Raw genomic sequence first — 16632 nt, 5'->3', positions numbered from 1 at the left:
CTCTGCTGAACGACTAACCCACTGAAGCCATTATGCCCACCCCATTCATGCTGCACCGCGAGACGAAAAGGGGTTAGGGAGAGCTGTGCTGGCAGGATTCATTGCAATCCCTTCCAAGCCAGAGCGCGATGGCATGGTGCGGAATCTCGTTCTTCCGTTCGTTTTGAGCGAAGTCGAGAAACATGGCGCTAACCGTTTCTCGACTTCGCTCGGAGCAAACGGGTCAGCTAAAGTTATCGCAGTCCAAGCGCTCCTGGGATGACCGTAGAGCCATTCCCGCCTTTAAGCCGCCTCCCGCACCGGCCCGCTTTCATAAAACACCGCCCCACTAGCCGCCATGTCCTGCAACTGCACCGTCGGCGCAAAGCGGTCGCCATGCCGCGCCGCCAGCCGCTCCAGCACCGCGACTACATGCCCGATTCCAACCGTATCCATATGGCTGAACGGCCCCCCGGTCCAAGGCGCAAAACCCCAACCGAAGATCGCGCCCAGATCGCCATCCTCCACCGTCTCCAACACGCCTTCCTCATAGCAGCGCGCGCATTCCACCAGTTGCCGGTAAAGCAGTCGCTCCTTCACTTCCTCGACATCGGGCTGCACCGCTGCACGCGGGAACATCTCCTCCAATCCCGGCCAGAGATGCTTCTTGCCGCCCTCAGGATAGTCATACCATCCCTTGCCATTCTTGCGCCCCAGTCGCCCCAGCTCCACCATCCGCGCCATCACCGCATCGGATGGCTGCGCTATATAGGCGTCGCCCAACTCCTTTTTTGCCGCGAGCATGATCTTGTGCCCCAGTTCAATGGACACCTCGTCGCCCACGGCTAGGGGCCCGACCGGCATGCCCAATTGCCGCCCTGCATTTTCGATGAGGGCGGGGTTGATGCCCTCGGCCACCATCTCGACGCCCTCCTGCACATAGGTGGCGAAGCAGCGAGAGGTGTAGAAACCGCGCGAGTCATTGACGACGATCGGCGTCTTCTTGATCTGGCTGACGAAATCCAACGCCTTGGCGATCGCTGCCGGGCCGGTTTCCTTGCCCAGGATGATCTCAACCAGCGGCATCTTCTCGACGGGAGAGAAGAAATGAATGCCGATGAAATTCTCGGGCTTGCTCCACGCCTTGGCCAACTTGGTGATGGGCAGCGTCGATGTGTTGGACCCGAATATCACATCGGGACCCAGCACCTCTTCGACCTTTTTGGTCACTTCAGCCTTGATCGCCATGTCCTCGAACACGGCCTCGATCACGAAGTCAGCCCCGGCCAGCGCCGCAAAATCGGTAGTCGGCTTCACCCGGCCAAGCGTCTCCGCCATCTTTTCAGGCGTCATGCCCTTGCCCAGCCGCTTCTTCAGCTGCTCTTCGACATGCGCCTTGCCCTTTTCCGCATAGGCCAGATCACGGTCGAACAGCAGCACCTCCATGCCCGCCTGCGCCGCCACCGTCGCAATGCCCGCGCCCATCATGCCCGCGCCCAGCATGGCGAGCTTTTTCGTAGGAACCTTGGGCTGATCCTTCGGCCGCCGCGCACCTCGCTCGGCGGCGTTCTTGTTGACGAACAGGCTCCGTATCATGTTCGCCGCCTGCGGTTCGGCCGCGACCTTCGCAAAATATTTGCTCTCGACCTGGATCGCCCGGTCGAACTGCAACATCGCCCCTTCATAGACCGCCGACAGCAGCGCTACCGGCGCATTCATGTTTCGCTGCGCCTGCTTCAACGTCATCGGCAGAGCGCCGACCATCGTCTGCACAAAGCCGGGGTTGAACTGGCCCGCGCCGCCGGGGAATTTGAACCCCTTCACATCCCATGGCTGGCTGCTGGCGGAAGGATTGGCCTTCACCCATTCCTTCGCCTTCTGGACGGCAGTCCCCTGGGGGACCACCTCATCTACTACCTTCAGCATCGCCGCCTCGGGGGGGCGGAACAGCTTGCCCTGCAACATATACATCAGCGCGGCCTGCACGCCCATCAGGCGCGGCAAGCGCTGCGACCCGCCACCGCCGGGAAACAGGCCAATCAATATCTCGGGCAGGCCCAGCTGCGTCTTGGCACTGTCACCCACCACGCGGCGATGACAGGCCAGCGCCAATTCAAACCCGCCGCCGACGCAGGTGCCCTCGATCGCGCATGCCACCGGCTTGCCGCATGTCTCCAGCCGCCGGAACAGCTGGTTCAACACGAAGACCTTGTCATAAATCTCGGCCGGGGCAGGACGCTTGCTCCCCGCGCTCGCCAGCATCGATCCGAAATATTTCAGGTCCATGCCCGCCATGAACCCGCTGTCCTTGCCCGAAGCAATGACCGCGCCCTTGATCTCTTCCTCCGACGAGATGCGCGTGATCGCGGCGTCCAGATCGGCCAGGAACTCCGGCCCGATGACGTTCATCGACTGACCCGGCACGTCGATGGTGAGGGTGGCGACGCCGTCGGCGTCGATGTCAAATGCAATAGTCATCATGGTGACTGGACCTTTCTCTCCGCCGTTCGTGCTGAGTAGGGGCTGAGCTTGTCGAAGACCCGTATCGAAGCATCATTCCTTCGATACGCCATTTCGACTTCGCTCAATGGCTACTCAGGACGAACGGCCAAATCCCTGCTCAAACCCGCTCGATAATAATCCCGGTCCCCATGCCCGCACCCACGCACAGGTTCACCAGCGCCGTGCCCTTGCCGGACCGTTCCAGTTCATCCAGCGCCGTCCCCAGCACCATAGCGCCCGTCGCGCCCAGCGGATGGCCCATCGCAATCGCGCCGCCATTCACATTGATCTTGTCATGGTCCAGGTCCATCGCCTGCATGTAGCGCAGCACCACGCTGGCAAAGGCTTCGTTCAGTTCCCACAGGTCGATGTCATGGCTGCTCATGCCCGCTCGGTTGAGCAACTTGCCCGCGACGAATTCCGGCCCGGTCAGCATGATCAGCGGTTCCGATCCGATCGACGCCATCGCCTTGATGCGGGCGCGGGGCTTCATCCCATATTTCTCGCCCATCTCCTTGTTGCCGACCAGCACCACCGCGGCGCCATCGACGATGCCGGAACTGTTCCCGGCATGATGGACATGGTTGATCCGCTCCAACTCGGGATATTTCAGCAGCGCGACCGTATCGAAGCCCGGCATTTCCTCGCCCAACGCCGCAAAGCTGGGCTTTAGGGCGGCGAGCGACTGCATCGTCGCATCGGGTCGCATATGCTCGTCATGGTCCAGCATTACCTGGCCGATAATGTCCCTGACCGGCAGGATCGACTTGGAAAACCGCCCTTCGTCCCATGCCTTCTTCGCCCGCCGCTGGCTTTCCACTGCATAGGCGTCCGCATCGTCGCGGCTGATCCCGAATTTGGTCGCAATGACGTCCGCGCCTATGCCTTGAGGCGCGAAATAGGTCTTGTAGGCGACGGCCGGGTCCATCGCGATCGCGCCGCCGTCCGATGACATGGGCACCCGGCTCATCGACTCGACCCCGCCGCCGATCGCGAGACCCGCTTCGCCTGAATAGACTTTCGCCGCGGCCATGTTCACCGCTTCCAGTCCCGACGCGCAGAAACGGTTGATCTGCACGCCCGGCACCGTCTGGGCATAGTCCGCGTTCAGCACGGCGGCTCGCGCAATGTCGCCGCCTTGTTCGCCGATCGGGGTAACGCAGCCGAGGATTACGTCATCAATGTCCGCCGTGTCGATGTCGCTCCGGTCCCGCACCGCCTCCAGCACCTGTGTCGCCAGCTGGACCGGCGTAATCTCGTGCAGCGACCCGTCAGGCTTGCCCCGGCCGCGCGGCGTCCGTACGGCGTCGTAGATAAAGGCTTCCATCGCTTCGTCATTCCTCTCCGCTGGCGCAGCAAATGTATTTACGTTTACGTAAAGTGCAAGCCTTTCCGAAAACGCGTTCTTCTCGCTATTTCCTTCATCAATTCCGCTCTCTCGGAGCCATTGCCCCTCCGCCGGGTTTGACGCTCCAGTCCAATTCGGGTTCAAGCATCATCAGTGTCAGAGGCTGATTCCCCTCCAGCGCCATCGCCTTTCGCCATCCCCATTTTCCGCGCGGTATGGTTCGCCAGCCTCGCGTCCAACTTCGGCGGCCTGATCCAGTCCGTCGGCGCGGCCTGGATGATGACGTCGCTTTCCGGTTCGCCTCAACTGGTCGCGCTGGTCCCTGCCTCCACGACCCTCCCGATCATGCTGCTCTCGCTCTGGGCGGGTGCGGTCGCCGACAATCTCGATCGGCGGCTGGTCATGCTCGGCTGTCAAATCTTCATGCTGATGGTGTCCGCGCTTCTCGCCCTGTTCGCCTGGGCAGGACTGCTGACGCCCTGGTCGCTCCTTGCCTTCACCTTCCTCGTCGGCTGCGCCACCGCCATCAACGGCCCGGCCTGGCAAGCGTCCGTCGGCGACATGGTCCCGCGCTCTCAATTGCCCAGCGCCGTCGCGCTCAACAGCATGGGCTTCAACCTCGCCCGCAGCGTCGGCCCGGCCCTCGGCGGCGTCATCGTCGCAGCCGCAGGCGCCGCCGCCGCCTTCCTGACCAATGCGCTGAGCTATATCGGCCTTTCTCTGGTTCTGCTCCGCTGGAAACCGGACCGGCCCCCCCAACTTCTGCCCCGCGAGCGGCTTGGCGTCGCGATGCGGGCGGGGGTGCGCTACGTCGCCATGTCGCCCAAGATCCAGCTGGTCCTGCTCCGCAGCGCGGCCTTCGGCATCGGTGCGAGCGCGGTCTCCGCCCTCATGCCTCTTATCGCCCGCGACATATTGGGCGGCGGCGCGCTCACCTTCGGCCTGCTCAGCGGCGCGTTCGGGATCGGGGCGGTGTTGGGCGCACTGTCCTCCGGCAGGCTCCGCCGGCGCTTCGCGATCGAACCCATTGTCCGCTCCGCCGCCCTTGCGTTGGCTGCAGGCACCGCGATCGCCGCCTCCACTGGGTGGCTTGCCGTGGCGATAGCGGGCTTCCTGCTATGCGGCGCAGGTTGGGTCATCGCGCTTTCGACCTTCAACGTGTCGGTCCAGATGTCCGCCCCCCGATGGGTCCTCGCGCGCGCGGTCGCCCTTTATCAGATGACGGCGTTCGGCGGCATGGCGCTGGGCGCATGGCTGTTCGGCTGGCTGGCCGAACATCTCGGCGTCGTCACCTCACTTCACGTCGCCGCTGGGGTGCAGCTTGCAGCCGCGATGATCGGCTTGTTCCGTCCATTGTCTCAGACCGGCGATGAAAATCTCGACCTGCTGAACCGCTGGCAGGAACCGCAGACCGCCGTGCCGATCGAACCCCGCAGTGGCCCGGTGGTCGTCACGATCGAATATCGCATCCCCGCTGGCTCGATCGTCCCGTTCCTCGCGGCGATGAGCGAGAGGCGGCGCATCCGGCGGCGCGACGGCGCGCATGGCTGGTCGCTGCTGCGCGATCTCGCTGACCCGGAATTGTGGATCGAGCGCTATCATGTTTCGACATGGCTAGATTATGTTCGCCATAACAGCCGCCGCACCATGGCCGACACCGCTAATTCAGACGCCCTCGCAGCCTTGCATAGCGGACCGAATCCGCCGGTAGTTCATCGTATGCTGGAGCGGCAAACGGGCTCGCTTCCGATCGGCCGCATGCCGGATGTACGCGAAATGGACGACCCCATGACCGATCCCACCCGGTCAAGCTGATAGCTCAAGCTTCGGGCAGATCATCCGGCGTATCGATATCCAGTAGGGCGCTTCCCATCGCCTCTATCTGCACGCCCCGGCTCAGCAGCGCCCGCGCGCCTTGGTCTCCACGCAGCGTCAGCAGCTCCGGAAAATGCTTGCGTCCGACGAAGGCAGGTGGGGAGGAGGAGAAGCCATCCGTGCTCGCCACCACCGACCGCACATCCTCCGCCGCCAGGCATATGCGGTTATAATGCGACTGCGGCACATAAGGCATGTCGCCAAGGCAGATGAGGATGCCCCGGCACCGCTTGATCGGCATGACATGCTCCACCGCCCGGACGATGCTGCTCGCCAGCCCTTCTTCGGGATGATCATTGACCACTATGCTGTAGCCGCGCCGCTCCAGCCTACGGTGAATGTCCGGCGCCTGACCGATCGGCCGCGCCACCGCGACCAGTTCCGCAAAGGCGAGTGAGGCGACGGCTTCCAGCGTGTGGGCGATCACGGGTTTGCCGCGCAGGTCGGCCATCAGCTTGTCTTCCTCGCCAAAGCGCGAAGACATGCCTGCGGCCAACAGCACGGCGGCGATCTGCTCGGTCCGCATGCGTCAGAGTGCGCGCGGCTGAGGCGAAAAAGGCAACGGAAAGATCATGGATAGCGAACCGATTTCTTATTGTTGTCGATGATCTGCCAGCCATCCGGAATTCTGTCCATAACATGAGCAAAGGAGACTGGCGTTCCGCTTGTAGAGCCGCCATATGCGCGCTGAACAAAAACAGACAGGAGTAGTGCCTGCCATGGACTATGATCCCGATGCCGAGGCTGTAGGCGAAGCTATCAAGGAAGCCGTGCCCGCAAATGTGTCAGAGGCCATCCGGACGTTGATCCGCTGGTCGGGTGACAATCCGGAACGCGAAGGTCTGCTGGAAACTCCCGAACGTGTCGCGCGCGCCTGGCGCGAATATTGTCGCGGCTATAATGCCGACCCGGCCTATCACCTGTCTCGAATCTTCCATGAAGTCGGCGGCTATGACGATATCGTGCTGTTGAAGGACATACCGTTCCAATCGCATTGCGAACATCACATGGCGCCGATCATTGGCCGGGGTCACATCGCCTATCTGCCGGGCAAATATGTGGTCGGCATATCGAAGCTGGCCCGCGTGCTGCATGCCTTCGCCAACCGGCTGCAGGTGCAGGAGAGGCTGACCGCCGAAGTCGCCAACTGCATCTGGGAAAATCTGAAGCCGCAGGGTGTCGCCGTCGTCATCGAAGCCACCCATGGCTGCATGACAGGACGCGGCGTGCGAACGCCCAATGTTCTCATGAAGACCAGCCGGATGCTCGGCGTGTTCCGCGATGATGAAAAAAGTCGCGAGGAAGTGCTGAAGCTCATCGACTCGTGAGTGAGGAGGAAGCACCTGCTTACCGTCCTCTGGGCGGAGCACGCGGGCGGACGGAAGGATCTCTGCCGCTGGCGAACAAGCGGCTTGCGCTCGTGACGGGCGGACACAGGCGGCTTGGCGGCGTGATCGCGGCGGGCTTCGCACGCGCCGGTTATTCCCTCGCGATCCACGGCAGTCACGATACGCGTCTCGACTCCGCACTTGCCCTCGCCCTCGATGAAAGCGGGACCGAGTGGGACGGCTTCACTGCCGATTTTACCGACCCGGAAAGCGCGGAAGAATTGGTCGCCAAGGTGGCGGAGCGATTTGGCCGCCCGCCCGACATATTGGTGAACAGCGCCGCTATCTTCGGCCAGGATCGGCTGGACAACGTCACAGCCGATGATCTGATGCGCCATTATGCCGTCAATTGCGCAGCGCCCGCACTCCTTACAAAGTCGTTCGCGACGATCCCAGCGGGCGTTGCGGATCGCTGCATCATCAACATCCTGGATCAGCGAATCGATCACCCTCATGCTGACCAGCTGGCCTATACGCTGTCCAAGGCGGCGTTGGCGGGGCTGACCCGGCTATCTGCCTCCAGCCTTGCGCCCCATATCCGTGTCAACGCGGTAGCGCCCGGCCTCACCATCGCGACGCCCGATTACGACGAGGAGCAGATGGAAAAGCTGCAATCCGCGATGCCGCTGGGCCGCTTGCCGCTGGCGGAACAGATCGCCGAAGCCGCCCTCTATCTCGCGCAGGCGAGCGCTGTTACAGGGCAGACGCTTTATGTCGACGGCGGCGCGCATCTGCGCAGCTATGATCGCGACTTCATGCATATGGGGCGGTGAGCGGCCGGGAAGGCTGCGCTCCCACCGCACATGCGGTCGCAAGATATTGGGGAGATTGACGATGAGCTTTGAAACGATCCTGGTCGAACAGCGCGATGCGGTAACGTTGGTCACGCTCAACCGGCCGCAAGCGCTGAACGCGCTGAATACACAGGTGCTGGCGGATTTGAGTGCGGCCTTCGCCGCCTATGATGCCGATCCCTCGCAACTCTGTCTTGTGCTGACGGGCAGCGAAAAGGCTTTCGCCGCGGGTGCCGACATCAAGGAGATGGCGACCAAGGAAGCAGCGGACTTCTTCCTGGAGGACTTCTTCTCCGGCTGGCAGCGTGATGTGGTCGCAACCCGCAAACCATGGATCGCGGCCGTGGCAGGCTTTGCGCTCGGGGGCGGCTGTGAACTGGCAATGATGGCGGACTTCATCATCGCCGCCGACACCGCCAAATTCGGGCAGCCCGAAATCAAGCTGGGTGTCGCGCCCGGCATGGGTGGGTCGCAGCGCCTCACCAAGGCAGTGGGCAAGGCGAAGGCGATGGAAATGTGCCTGACGGGCCGCATGATGGGCGCTGAAGAAGCGGAACGCTCGGGCCTCGTCTCGCGCGTGGTTCCTGCGGCCGAGCTGGTGGATGATGCGCTCAAGACTGCGGCCGCGATCGCTGCCATGCCTCCCATGGCGACGATGGTGAACAAGGAGATGGTGAACCTCGCCTTCGAAACCGGTCTGGCTCAGGGCCTCCTGAACGAACGCCGCCTGTTCCAGCTGCTGACCGCCACTGAGGATCGGGTCGAAGGGATGGCTGCTTTCGTGGAAAAGCGTCCCGGCGTTTGGAAGGGGCGCTGAAAAAAGGGACTTTTGCGGCTCTCAGGCAGCAGCAAAAAAATATCCACAATTATCCACAGCTTTAGATGCATGCTGTCTTCGCCGAGTAAGATTCCGCTTTGAGCGACTCGCTTTTGGTGAGACCATCAATTCATCGAAACGAACGACGAAACGGAGAAATCCGGATCTTCAAATCAAAGAGAAATCAATGATTTGACGGACGTTTCGGTCATCAAGCGGATGTTGGAGCCGAAAGGATCGAACAAAAGCCGGATGGTCTTCAAATGACGATGCCATGCACGCGCGAAAGCGAACGTCGGGCATTGGAATTGAAGGCAGGCTGCGGGATATGGCTGAAAATGCCGGATGACTGGAGCCAACACGATGCAGAGCCTTTCAGGTAAAGCATCGCGCGCCGAGTCCGATGATCGCATCCTGAACGGGAAGCGGATCCTGAGACACGACGGAAGTGGGGACCGGCAGAAATGCCGGCCCCCATTTTGCACTGGGGCACCGTTTACGTCTTAGGCTCAAACCACAGCCACATCGCCGCTGCAGCAGCCAGCCATAGCAAGACCAGAAACGCGGCGCCTGCACGGCTGGACGGACGCGCCGACCGGCGCTGAGCCTCCGCCCGATACTCCTCCATCAACGGCGGGGGAATGAGCCGAACGGCCAGGACTATGCCAAGCGGTACGATCAGAAGATCGTCAAGATAGCCGATCACAGGGATAAAGTCCGGGATCAGATCGATCGGACTAAGTGCATAGGCCGCGACGATGGCTGCGATCAGCTTCGCAACAGCCGGGGTCCGGCTATCGCGCGCCGCTATCCAGAGGGCGAGGATGTCGGCCTTCATGCCTTTCGCCCACGCCCGCAGCCTCTGCCAGATCATCGACATGATCTCAGCCTTAAGGTGGCGCAGGCTATTTAGGAAGGCTGGTGCCGGATGCAGGATTCGAACCCGCGACCTTCGGTTTACAAAACCGCTGCACTACCACTGTGCTAATCCGGCATGTCCGTTTGGACGGTGAAGCGCCTTACTATCAGATGACGCCGAACGTCCAGCCCTCCGTTGCGGCAATATGTCGATTGAGCGGCCTCGGCGTCCACAGGCTCGGCCGGGGAGCGACATTGCGAAGCCAGGCCGCGGTGACGATCGCATCGGCTCCATGATCGTCGGGCGGCAATCCCTTATACGGCGCAGAGCCGAGCGCGAAGAGCGCATCATTGAGAGCGGCCAAGTCGCGCATCTTCGTCCGCCCCTTGGGACGTCCGGCCGCCTTTGCGGCGATGCTGGTATAGATTTCGACGACCAGCGAGCCAAATCGCGGCGGCGGATCAAAGGGCCAGACGGGCACATGGCGGCGCACATGATGGAGCAGCCGCATCCCCGCGAAGCTCGCCTTCGCCACCTGTGCTGCGCCGATGGCGTCATAGACGGTGGACGGTTTGCCGCCGCCGCCCGCATTATAATGCGCTTCGCACACCCGATTGTGCATATAATCGGCCTTCATCCCATCAGCCTTGCCGAAGTAGAAGTGCCGCCGATGCGTGACGTGGAGCAAGCTGGCCGCCCCAAGGTCGGGATCGTCGCATATGTGATCGACATAGGCCCAGAAGTCTGGCCCGGTCACGGGCACTTCGTCACCTGGCAGATAGGCTTGCCGTGCAACGAAGGGCGGGGCGAAGCTGAAATCGAACCCAAACAATGTGGGCGCTTCCGCCGCAGCCGCGACCAGCCATTCGCCGACGGCTGATCTGGACCAGAACCCGCCTTCGGGCGGGTGGATCAGCCGCGGCACGGCGTCCCCACGCTCGCACAGGGCAACCGCGATCCCCTTGTGCCGCACGCCCTTCGCGCCCGACCAATCGATCGCCGCATAGCGAGCGAAGCGCGGGGTCATGGACGCAGCTACCCTCTCTCAGCTCTCGGGGCGCTCTGCCCGCAGGCGGTCCCAATAAGCCATGCGTTCGGCTACCCGCGCCTCAAAGCCGCGATCGGTGGGCGCGTAATAGGTCTGCGGGTCCATCTCCTCAGGCCAGTAATTGTCCCCTGAAAAGCCCTCCGCGCTATCATGATCATATTGATAGCCCTTGCCATAGCCGATCGCCTTCATGAGCCGGGTGGGCGCGTTCAGGATATTCTTGGGCGGCATCAACGATCCGGTGTCGCGCGCCGACTTCCAGGCCGTCTTCATCGCCCCATAAGCGGCATTGGATTTAGGGGCAGTGGCGCAATAAAGGCATGCCTGAACGATCGCCAGCTCACCCTCCGGGCTGCCGAGAAAGTCATAGGCATCCTTGGCCGCGAGGCATTGCACCAGCGCCTGCGGATCGGCGAGGCCGATATCCTCGCTGGCGAAGCGAACCAGCCGCCGCAGCACATAGAGCGGCTGCTCCCCCGCCGTAAGTATTCGCGCCAGATAGTAGAGCGCTGCCTGCGGATCGGACCCGCGCAGCGATTTGTGCAGCGCGGAGATGAGGTTGTAATGTCCCTCCCGATCCTTGTCATAGACCGCCATCCGCCGGTGGAGCAGGGCGGAAAGGCCCGCCGCATCCAGCGGCTCGCCAATATCGATCGAATAGAGCGTTTCGACCTGGTTCAGCAGGAAACGCCCGTCGCCATCTGCGCTCGCCAGCAAGGCGTCCCGCGCCGCCGCCGTCAGCGGTAACGGCCGCCCGGTCAGCGCTTCCGCCCGGTCCAGCAGCAGTTCCAGCGCCGCAGCGTCCAGCCGGTGCAGGATCAACACCTGCGCGCGGGACAGCAGCGCCGCGTTCAGTTCAAAGCTCGGATTTTCCGTCGTCGCCCCGACCAGCGTGACCGTTCCATCCTCTACAAAGGGCAGGAAACTGTCCTGCTGCGCGCGATTGAACCGATGGATCTCATCCACGAACAGCAGCGTCTTTTCGCCGCGCCGGGCATGATCCTTGGCTGCGGCGAAGACCTTCTTCAGGTCGGCCACGCCTGAAAAAACGGCCGAGATCGGTTCGAAGCGCATGTCCACCGCATCGGCCAGCAGGCGGGCGATGGTCGTCTTGCCCGTGCCCGGCGGTCCCCACAAGATGATGGAGGAAAGCCGCCCCGCCGCCACCATTCGCCCGATCGCGCCTTCCGGCCCGGTCAGGTGGTCCTGGCCCACAACATCGGACAGGGTGCGGGGGCGCAGCCGATCGGCCAGCGGGGCATTCTCCGCTGGCTCCCCGGTTATTTCTGCGTCGGAAGCGAAAAGGTCAGCCATCGACCCGATATAGGGAAAGCGCGGCCGTTAAGGAACCGGGCTGGAGCGCAGCAGAGCGCCTTGGGACCGCTGGCGGATGACGCGGATATAGGTATCGACCAGCGCCTGGTTCACTTGGTCCCAGCCATAACGCTCCGCCTCCGCCCTGGCGGCTGCTCCTGCATCGGCGCGCGCGTGCGGATTGGTGCAATAGGCCGCGAGCGCATCGGCAAAGGCGCCGATTGCTCCGGGGCGGATCAGGCGTCCCGTCACGCCTTCGGTCACTAGGCTTTCGCTGCCCGTTGCCCGGGCGGCAACGGTGGGTAGCGCGCAGGCCATCGCCTCCAACGTCACATTGCCGAAAGTTTCGGTGATGGACGGGTTGAACAGCATATCCATGCTGGCGACGGCACGACCCAGGTCCGCGCCCTTCTGAAAGCCGGTGAAGATCGCGTTGGGCAAGCGATTCTGGAACCATTCGCGCGCGGGTCCTTCGCCCACGATCATTACCTTGTGCCGCACATGCCGCAGCGCCAGCTGGTCGATCGTGTCGGAAAAGACGTCCAGCCCCTTTTCCATCACCAATCGGCCGATGAAGCCGATCACCGCCTCATCATCCTCTATGCCCAGCGACCGCCGCCACGCCAGGTCGCGCTGGCCCGGATTGAAAATCCGCCGGTCGATCCCGCGCGTCCAGATGCCGACATCATAGCTCATCCGCTGTTCGCGCAGCAGCTGCGCCATCGATTCGGACGGGGCGACGATCGCATCGCACCGGCGATAGAAGCGGCGCAGCAGGGATTCGATGACGGGCTCCAGAAAGGCCAGTCCATAATAGCGCGGATAGGTTTCGAAACGCGTATGAACCGACGCGACCGCAGGCAGTCCACCGCTCCGTGCCCAGCTCACCGCCCTGTGCCCCAGTGGATCGGGGCTTGAGACATGGACGAGGTTGGGGCGAAATCGCTTGAGGTCGCGACGAACGGCGCCCGACATGCGATAGGGGACGCGATATTCCCGACGCCCCGGAACCGCGAAGGATGGCGCGCTGACAAGGTCGCCGGTTGGTTCAAAAGCGGGCGTCGCGATGGTCGGCGAATAGACGCGCACGGCCGCGCCCTGACTCAGCAGATAACCCACGAAACGGTTGAGCGCCTGGTTGGCGCCGTCACGCACATAATTGTAATTGCCGCTGAAGAGCGCGACGCGAAGGCCAGTGACATCCATCCGCCGCCCCTTAACCCAGGCGAACGAAAAACCCAAGGGAACCGCATGCGGGACGGGGATTTTTGTCACTGCAATCATGTGGAAAGTCCGCAATGCCGCTGCGGCAGGAGAGGATGGAATGACCGACAGTTTCCGCAAAGGAATGCGGGTGAAGTGGAACTGGGGCCAGGGCGTTGGCCGTGGCCGGGTCGCCGAAAGGTTCGACCGGCATGTCGAACGGACGATTGAAGGCGCGCTGATCCGCCGCAATGGATCGGCCAGGAACCCCGCCTATCTCGTCCAGACCGACAATGGCAGCGAAGTCCTGAAACTGGGTTCGGAACTCAGCCGCGCCTGACCCTAGCTACTCGCCAAGAGCCTGCGCCCCTGCCATAGGACCGCATGGCTGATCATCTTGTCGTCGAAGCATTGCTGACTGGCACGCCGGTTCCTTTCCGGGACGGAGACTATAGCGCCATCGCCAAGCGCCCTGTGGACGGCACGGTTCGCATCGGCTGGCTCGGGCTGGAAGGGGACGCGGTCGCCGATCCCATCCATCATGGCGGCTGGGACAAGGCGATCCATCTCTACCCGCAGGACCATTATGCCTGGTGGCGCGAGCGCAAACCGGATCATCGGTTGCTGGCTGCGCCGGGTGCTTTCGGGGAGAATGTCGCGTCCCACGGCATGACCGAGGAGCAGATTTGCCTCGGCGATCGCTTTTCCCTCGGCAGCGCGATTGTCGAAGTCAGCCACGGTCGTCAGCCCTGCTGGAAACTCGACCACCGCTTCGGCGCGCGCGATGTGCTGGCGACGATCGTCAAGACTGGCCGCTCGGGCCTCTATTTCCGCGTGCTGCGGGAAGGGGAGGCGGAGCCGCAAGGCCGCATGGACCTGCTCGACCGTCCTCTGCCCCAATGGCCGATCGCGCGCGTCTTCAGGCTGTTGATCGGCGGCGGGCACAAGGCAGAACCCGACGCTGTGCGAGCGCTCGCGGGCATGCCGGTGCTGGCCGAGGCTTGGCGCGACCGGGCGCGAAAATTGGCGGAGTAGGTGGACGAAGCCAAATCTTGCGCCTTCGCATCTGGTGTGGCGGCGGAGCGGTGCCTATAGCTAACCCATGGTATCGACCCAAAAGCAGAAAAAATCCGATAAGGTCCGGCCCGCCGGCTTTCCCACCCGCGATCAGGTGATGGACTTCATCACCTCCTCCGATCAGCCCGCAGGCAAGCGGGAGATCGCCAGGGCGTTCGGCCTCAAGGGGCAGGAAAAGATCGCGCTGAAGGCGCTGCTGAAGGACATGGCGGATGAGGGGCTGATCGATCTCGGCCCGGCCCGTGCGTTCCACAAGATGGGCGGCGTGCCGAAGGTCACCGTGCTGCGGATCGTGGATGTCGATGACACGACCCTGATCGCCACGCCCGAGCGGTGGGAGGCTGAAGGCCAGCCCGCGCCACGCCTGCGCGTAGTCGAACGCGGCAAAAGGGGCGCGCTGACGATCGGCGATCGCATCCTCGCCAGGACGGAAGAGGCGGGGCGCGGCTGGGTAGCGCACCCGATGAAGAAGCTCGCCAAGGCGAGCGAAGAACTGCTCGGCGTGGTGGAAGCGGGCGAGGGGGGCAAGCTCTGGCTGCGGCCCGTCGATAAGCGCATTCGCAAGGACACACCGATCAGCGACGCGGGCAACGCCAATCCTGGCGACCTCGTGCTGGCTGAGCCTGTGGGCCGGCCTCCTCGGATCAGCGCCCGCATCACCGACATATTGGGTGATCCCTTCGCCCCGCGCAGCTTCAGCCTGATCGCGATACACAAGCACGGCATACCGCACGTCTTCCCCGAAAAGGTGGAGGATGAGGCGTTGGCAGCCGCGAAAATCGCCCTGCATGAGGACAAGCGCGAGGATCTGCGCCACCTGCCCATCGTGGCGATCGACCCCGTCGATGCGCGGGATCATGACGATGCTGTATGGGCCGCGCCGGACGAGGACCCCGCCAATCCCGGCGGCTATCGCGCCATCGTCGCCATCGCCGACGTCAGCTATTATGTCCGCCCCGGCAGTGCGCTCGACAAGGAAGCCCGCAAGCGCGGCAACAGCGTCTATTTCCCAGACCTCGTCGTCCCGATGCTGCCGCACCAGCTTTCGTCCGATATGTGCTCCCTGCGCGCAGGGCAGGACCGCGCGGCCATGGCCTGCCATCTCGTGGTCGATGCCTCAGGCAAGGTCACATCCTGGCGCTTCACCCGAGCAATCATCCGCGTCGCCGCCGTCCTCGCCTATGAAGACGCCCAAGCTGCTATCGACGGAGAAAAGCCCCTCTCCTTCAGGGGAGGAGTTGGGGTGGGGGAAAGCCCCGCAGCCGACCTTCTCGAATCCGCCCTGAAACCCCTTTGGGCCTGCTGGAAACTTCTCCGCAAAGCCCGCGACAAGCGTGACCCTCTGGCGCTCGACCTGCCCGAACGCCGCGTCGTCCTGGACGACAATGGCAAGATCGTCAGCGTCGCTGTCCGCGAGCGCCTGGACGCGCACATGCTGATCGAGGATTATATGATCGCCGCGAACGTCGCCGCCGCCAAGGCGCTGGAGGCGAAGAAGGCGCCCGTCATGTATCGCGTCCACGAGCCGCCAAGCCGCGAAAAGCTGGTCGCTCTCAAGGACTATCTCGCGACCTTCGACATCGAATTTGCGCTGGGGCAGGTGATCAAACCCTCAACTTTCAACCGCCTGATCGATCGCATCGGCGAGGCGGAGGAAAAGCCGCAGATCATGGAGCAGATCCTGCGCAGCCAGACACAGGCTTATTACGCGCCGCAAAATATGGGGCATTTCGGCCTGGCGCTTGGCTCCTACGCCCACTTCACCTCGCCCATCCGCCGCTATGCCGACCTTCTCGTTCACCGCGCGCTTGTCGGCGCCTATGGCCTTGAACTGCCCGCGCCCAAGGGCGGCGTCCTGCCCGACCGCACATCGCTCAGCGGCGATGACTATGAGAATATGGGCCGCGTCGGCGAAATGATCAGCCAGCATGAACGTCGCGCCATGGAAGCGGAGCGGGAGACGATCGATCGCTATGTCGCTGCCTATCTCGCCGCGCATGTGGGCGAGTTGGTCAATGCGCGGATCACCGGCGTCCAGAATTTCGGGTTTTTTGCCACGGTGGAAGGGCTCGGCGGCGACGGCCTCGTTCCTGTCTCCACCATGGGCGATGAACGCTTCTTCTTCGATGAGGCGGGCCGCGCGCTCGAAGGGGTGCAGAGCGGCGACCGCTACACGGTCGGTCAGCACCTCCAACTGCGTCTGGCCGAAGCCGACCCGATCAACGGCAGCTTGCGCTTCGAACTCCCCGATGCGCCCCCGCAACGGCCGAGCTTCAAAAAGGATCGGATGCGCCCCGGCGCCAAACGCGGCCGTCCCGCCAACATCCGCCACATTGGCTCAAAGCGGGGGCGACACGGGCGATAGGGGGGGGGCTGTACCTCTCGCGCCCCACCTCCCTTCGCCCTGAGCTTGTCGAAGGGCGCTTCT

Annotated in this window: 14 protein-coding genes and 1 tRNA gene; 7 read left to right on the top strand and 8 right to left on the bottom strand. The window is 63.1% G+C overall.

Going from position 1 to position 16632, the window contains the following annotated elements; genetic code table 11:
* Positions 1 to 282 precede the first annotated feature (282 nt).
* Positions 283 to 2460 carry a 3-hydroxyacyl-CoA dehydrogenase NAD-binding domain-containing protein gene (locus ACFO3E_RS18725; protein ID WP_066528150.1) on the bottom strand — a complete coding sequence of 726 codons (2178 nt, stop codon included), beginning with the start codon at positions 2458 to 2460 and terminating at the stop codon, positions 283 to 285.
* A gap of 139 nt (positions 2461 to 2599) precedes the next feature.
* Entirely contained in the window at positions 2600 to 3808 is a 1209-nt protein-coding gene (locus tag ACFO3E_RS18720; protein WP_066528153.1) for an acetyl-CoA C-acetyltransferase, read from the bottom strand.
* A gap of 174 nt (positions 3809 to 3982) precedes the next feature.
* Here ACFO3E_RS18720 and ACFO3E_RS18715 point away from each other — a divergent pair, with 174 nt between their 5' ends.
* Positions 3983 to 5644, top strand: a complete 1662-nt coding sequence (locus tag ACFO3E_RS18715; RefSeq protein WP_066528156.1) for an MFS transporter — start codon at positions 3983 to 3985, stop codon at positions 5642 to 5644.
* Between the two features lie 4 nt (positions 5645 to 5648).
* On the opposite strand, the gene ACFO3E_RS18710 is transcribed toward ACFO3E_RS18715, so the two are convergent.
* Positions 5649 to 6230 (bottom strand): nucleotidyltransferase family protein, encoded by a 582-nt coding sequence (locus ACFO3E_RS18710; RefSeq protein ID WP_066528158.1) that lies wholly within the window; start codon positions 6228 to 6230, stop codon positions 5649 to 5651.
* Between the two features lie 193 nt (positions 6231 to 6423).
* On the opposite strand from ACFO3E_RS18710, the gene folE reads away from it, so the two are divergent.
* From folE to ACFO3E_RS18695, 3 genes are all read left to right on the top strand, one after another.
* Positions 6424 to 7032, top strand: a complete 609-nt coding sequence (gene folE / locus ACFO3E_RS18705; protein ID WP_066529427.1) for a GTP cyclohydrolase I FolE — start codon at positions 6424 to 6426, stop codon at positions 7030 to 7032.
* Positions 7029 to 7865: an SDR family oxidoreductase gene (locus tag ACFO3E_RS18700; RefSeq protein WP_380806959.1), complete on the top strand. Its 837-nt coding sequence runs from the start codon at positions 7029 to 7031 to the stop codon at positions 7863 to 7865. The genes folE and ACFO3E_RS18700 overlap by 4 nt, the downstream gene beginning before the upstream one ends.
* A 61-nt stretch (positions 7866 to 7926) precedes the next feature.
* Entirely contained in the window at positions 7927 to 8703 is a 777-nt protein-coding gene (locus ACFO3E_RS18695) for an enoyl-CoA hydratase-related protein (protein WP_066528172.1), read from the top strand.
* Between the two features lie 496 nt (positions 8704 to 9199).
* On the opposite strand, the gene ACFO3E_RS18690 is transcribed toward ACFO3E_RS18695, so the two are convergent.
* The 5 genes from ACFO3E_RS18690 to ACFO3E_RS18670 form a co-directional block, all read right to left on the bottom strand.
* Complete coding sequence (locus ACFO3E_RS18690) at positions 9200 to 9577, bottom strand: YkvA family protein (RefSeq protein WP_380807186.1); 378 nt, start codon at positions 9575 to 9577, stop codon at positions 9200 to 9202.
* A 45-nt stretch (positions 9578 to 9622) separates the two neighbouring features.
* Positions 9623 to 9697: transfer RNA gene (locus tag ACFO3E_RS18685), tRNA-Thr, on the bottom strand.
* Positions 9698 to 9728: 31 nt separating this feature from the next.
* Positions 9729 to 10589, bottom strand: a complete 861-nt coding sequence (locus tag ACFO3E_RS18680) for a hypothetical protein (protein ID WP_380806956.1) — start codon at positions 10587 to 10589, stop codon at positions 9729 to 9731.
* 18 nt (positions 10590 to 10607) lie between these two features.
* Positions 10608 to 11924, bottom strand: coding sequence for a replication-associated recombination protein A (locus ACFO3E_RS18675; protein WP_380806954.1), 1317 nt, complete (start codon positions 11922 to 11924; stop codon positions 10608 to 10610).
* 27 nt (positions 11925 to 11951) lie between these two features.
* Complete coding sequence (locus ACFO3E_RS18670) at positions 11952 to 13130, bottom strand: glycosyltransferase family 4 protein (RefSeq protein ID WP_380806953.1); 1179 nt, start codon at positions 13128 to 13130, stop codon at positions 11952 to 11954.
* 118 nt (positions 13131 to 13248) lie between these two features.
* Here ACFO3E_RS18670 and ACFO3E_RS18665 point away from each other — a divergent pair, with 118 nt between their 5' ends.
* The 3 genes from ACFO3E_RS18665 to rnr all read left to right on the top strand — a co-directional run bounded on the left by ACFO3E_RS18665 (position 13249) and on the right by rnr (position 16569).
* Complete coding sequence (locus tag ACFO3E_RS18665; protein ID WP_380806950.1) at positions 13249 to 13467, top strand: hypervirulence associated TUDOR domain-containing protein; 219 nt, start codon at positions 13249 to 13251, stop codon at positions 13465 to 13467.
* 44 nt (positions 13468 to 13511) lie between these two features.
* Positions 13512 to 14162 carry an MOSC domain-containing protein gene (locus ACFO3E_RS18660; RefSeq protein WP_066528187.1) on the top strand — a complete coding sequence of 217 codons (651 nt, stop codon included), beginning with the start codon at positions 13512 to 13514 and terminating at the stop codon, positions 14160 to 14162.
* Positions 14163 to 14229: 67 nt separating this feature from the next.
* Positions 14230 to 16569, top strand: a complete 2340-nt coding sequence (gene rnr / locus ACFO3E_RS18655) for a ribonuclease R (protein WP_380806947.1) — start codon at positions 14230 to 14232, stop codon at positions 16567 to 16569.
* Positions 16570 to 16632: the final 63 nt, after the last annotated feature.

The organism is Sphingobium tyrosinilyticum, assembly GCF_042654265.1.
GTDB classification, from domain to species: Bacteria; Pseudomonadota; Alphaproteobacteria; order Sphingomonadales; family Sphingomonadaceae; genus Sphingobium; species Sphingobium tyrosinilyticum.
Note: the sequence above shows the minus strand (reverse complement) of the source record. Positions and strands in the feature narration are given on the sequence as shown.

Bases quoted from the DNA above. Each gene is read 5' to 3' on its own strand.
- ACFO3E_RS18725 (WP_066528150.1), bottom strand. From the start codon at position 2,460: ATGATGACTATTGCATTTGACATCGACGCCGACGGCGTCGCCACCCTC.
- ACFO3E_RS18720 (WP_066528153.1), bottom strand. From the start codon at position 3,808: ATGGAAGCCTTTATCTACGACGCCGTACGGACGCCGCGCGGCCGGGGC.
- ACFO3E_RS18710 (WP_066528158.1), bottom strand. From the start codon at position 6,230: ATGCGGACCGAGCAGATCGCCGCCGTGCTGTTGGCCGCAGGCATGTCT.
- folE (WP_066529427.1), top strand. From the start codon at position 6,424: ATGGACTATGATCCCGATGCCGAGGCTGTAGGCGAAGCTATCAAGGAA.
- ACFO3E_RS18695 (WP_066528172.1), top strand. From the start codon at position 7,927: ATGAGCTTTGAAACGATCCTGGTCGAACAGCGCGATGCGGTAACGTTG.
- ACFO3E_RS18690 (WP_380807186.1), bottom strand. From the start codon at position 9,577: ATGATCTGGCAGAGGCTGCGGGCGTGGGCGAAAGGCATGAAGGCCGAC.
- ACFO3E_RS18680 (WP_380806956.1), bottom strand. From the start codon at position 10,589: ATGACCCCGCGCTTCGCTCGCTATGCGGCGATCGATTGGTCGGGCGCG.
- ACFO3E_RS18675 (WP_380806954.1), bottom strand. From the start codon at position 11,924: ATGGCTGACCTTTTCGCTTCCGACGCAGAAATAACCGGGGAGCCAGCG.
- ACFO3E_RS18670 (WP_380806953.1), bottom strand. From the start codon at position 13,130: ATGGATGTCACTGGCCTTCGCGTCGCGCTCTTCAGCGGCAATTACAAT.
- ACFO3E_RS18665 (WP_380806950.1), top strand. From the start codon at position 13,249: ATGACCGACAGTTTCCGCAAAGGAATGCGGGTGAAGTGGAACTGGGGC.
- ACFO3E_RS18660 (WP_066528187.1), top strand. From the start codon at position 13,512: ATGGCTGATCATCTTGTCGTCGAAGCATTGCTGACTGGCACGCCGGTT.
- rnr (WP_380806947.1), top strand. From the start codon at position 14,230: ATGGTATCGACCCAAAAGCAGAAAAAATCCGATAAGGTCCGGCCCGCC.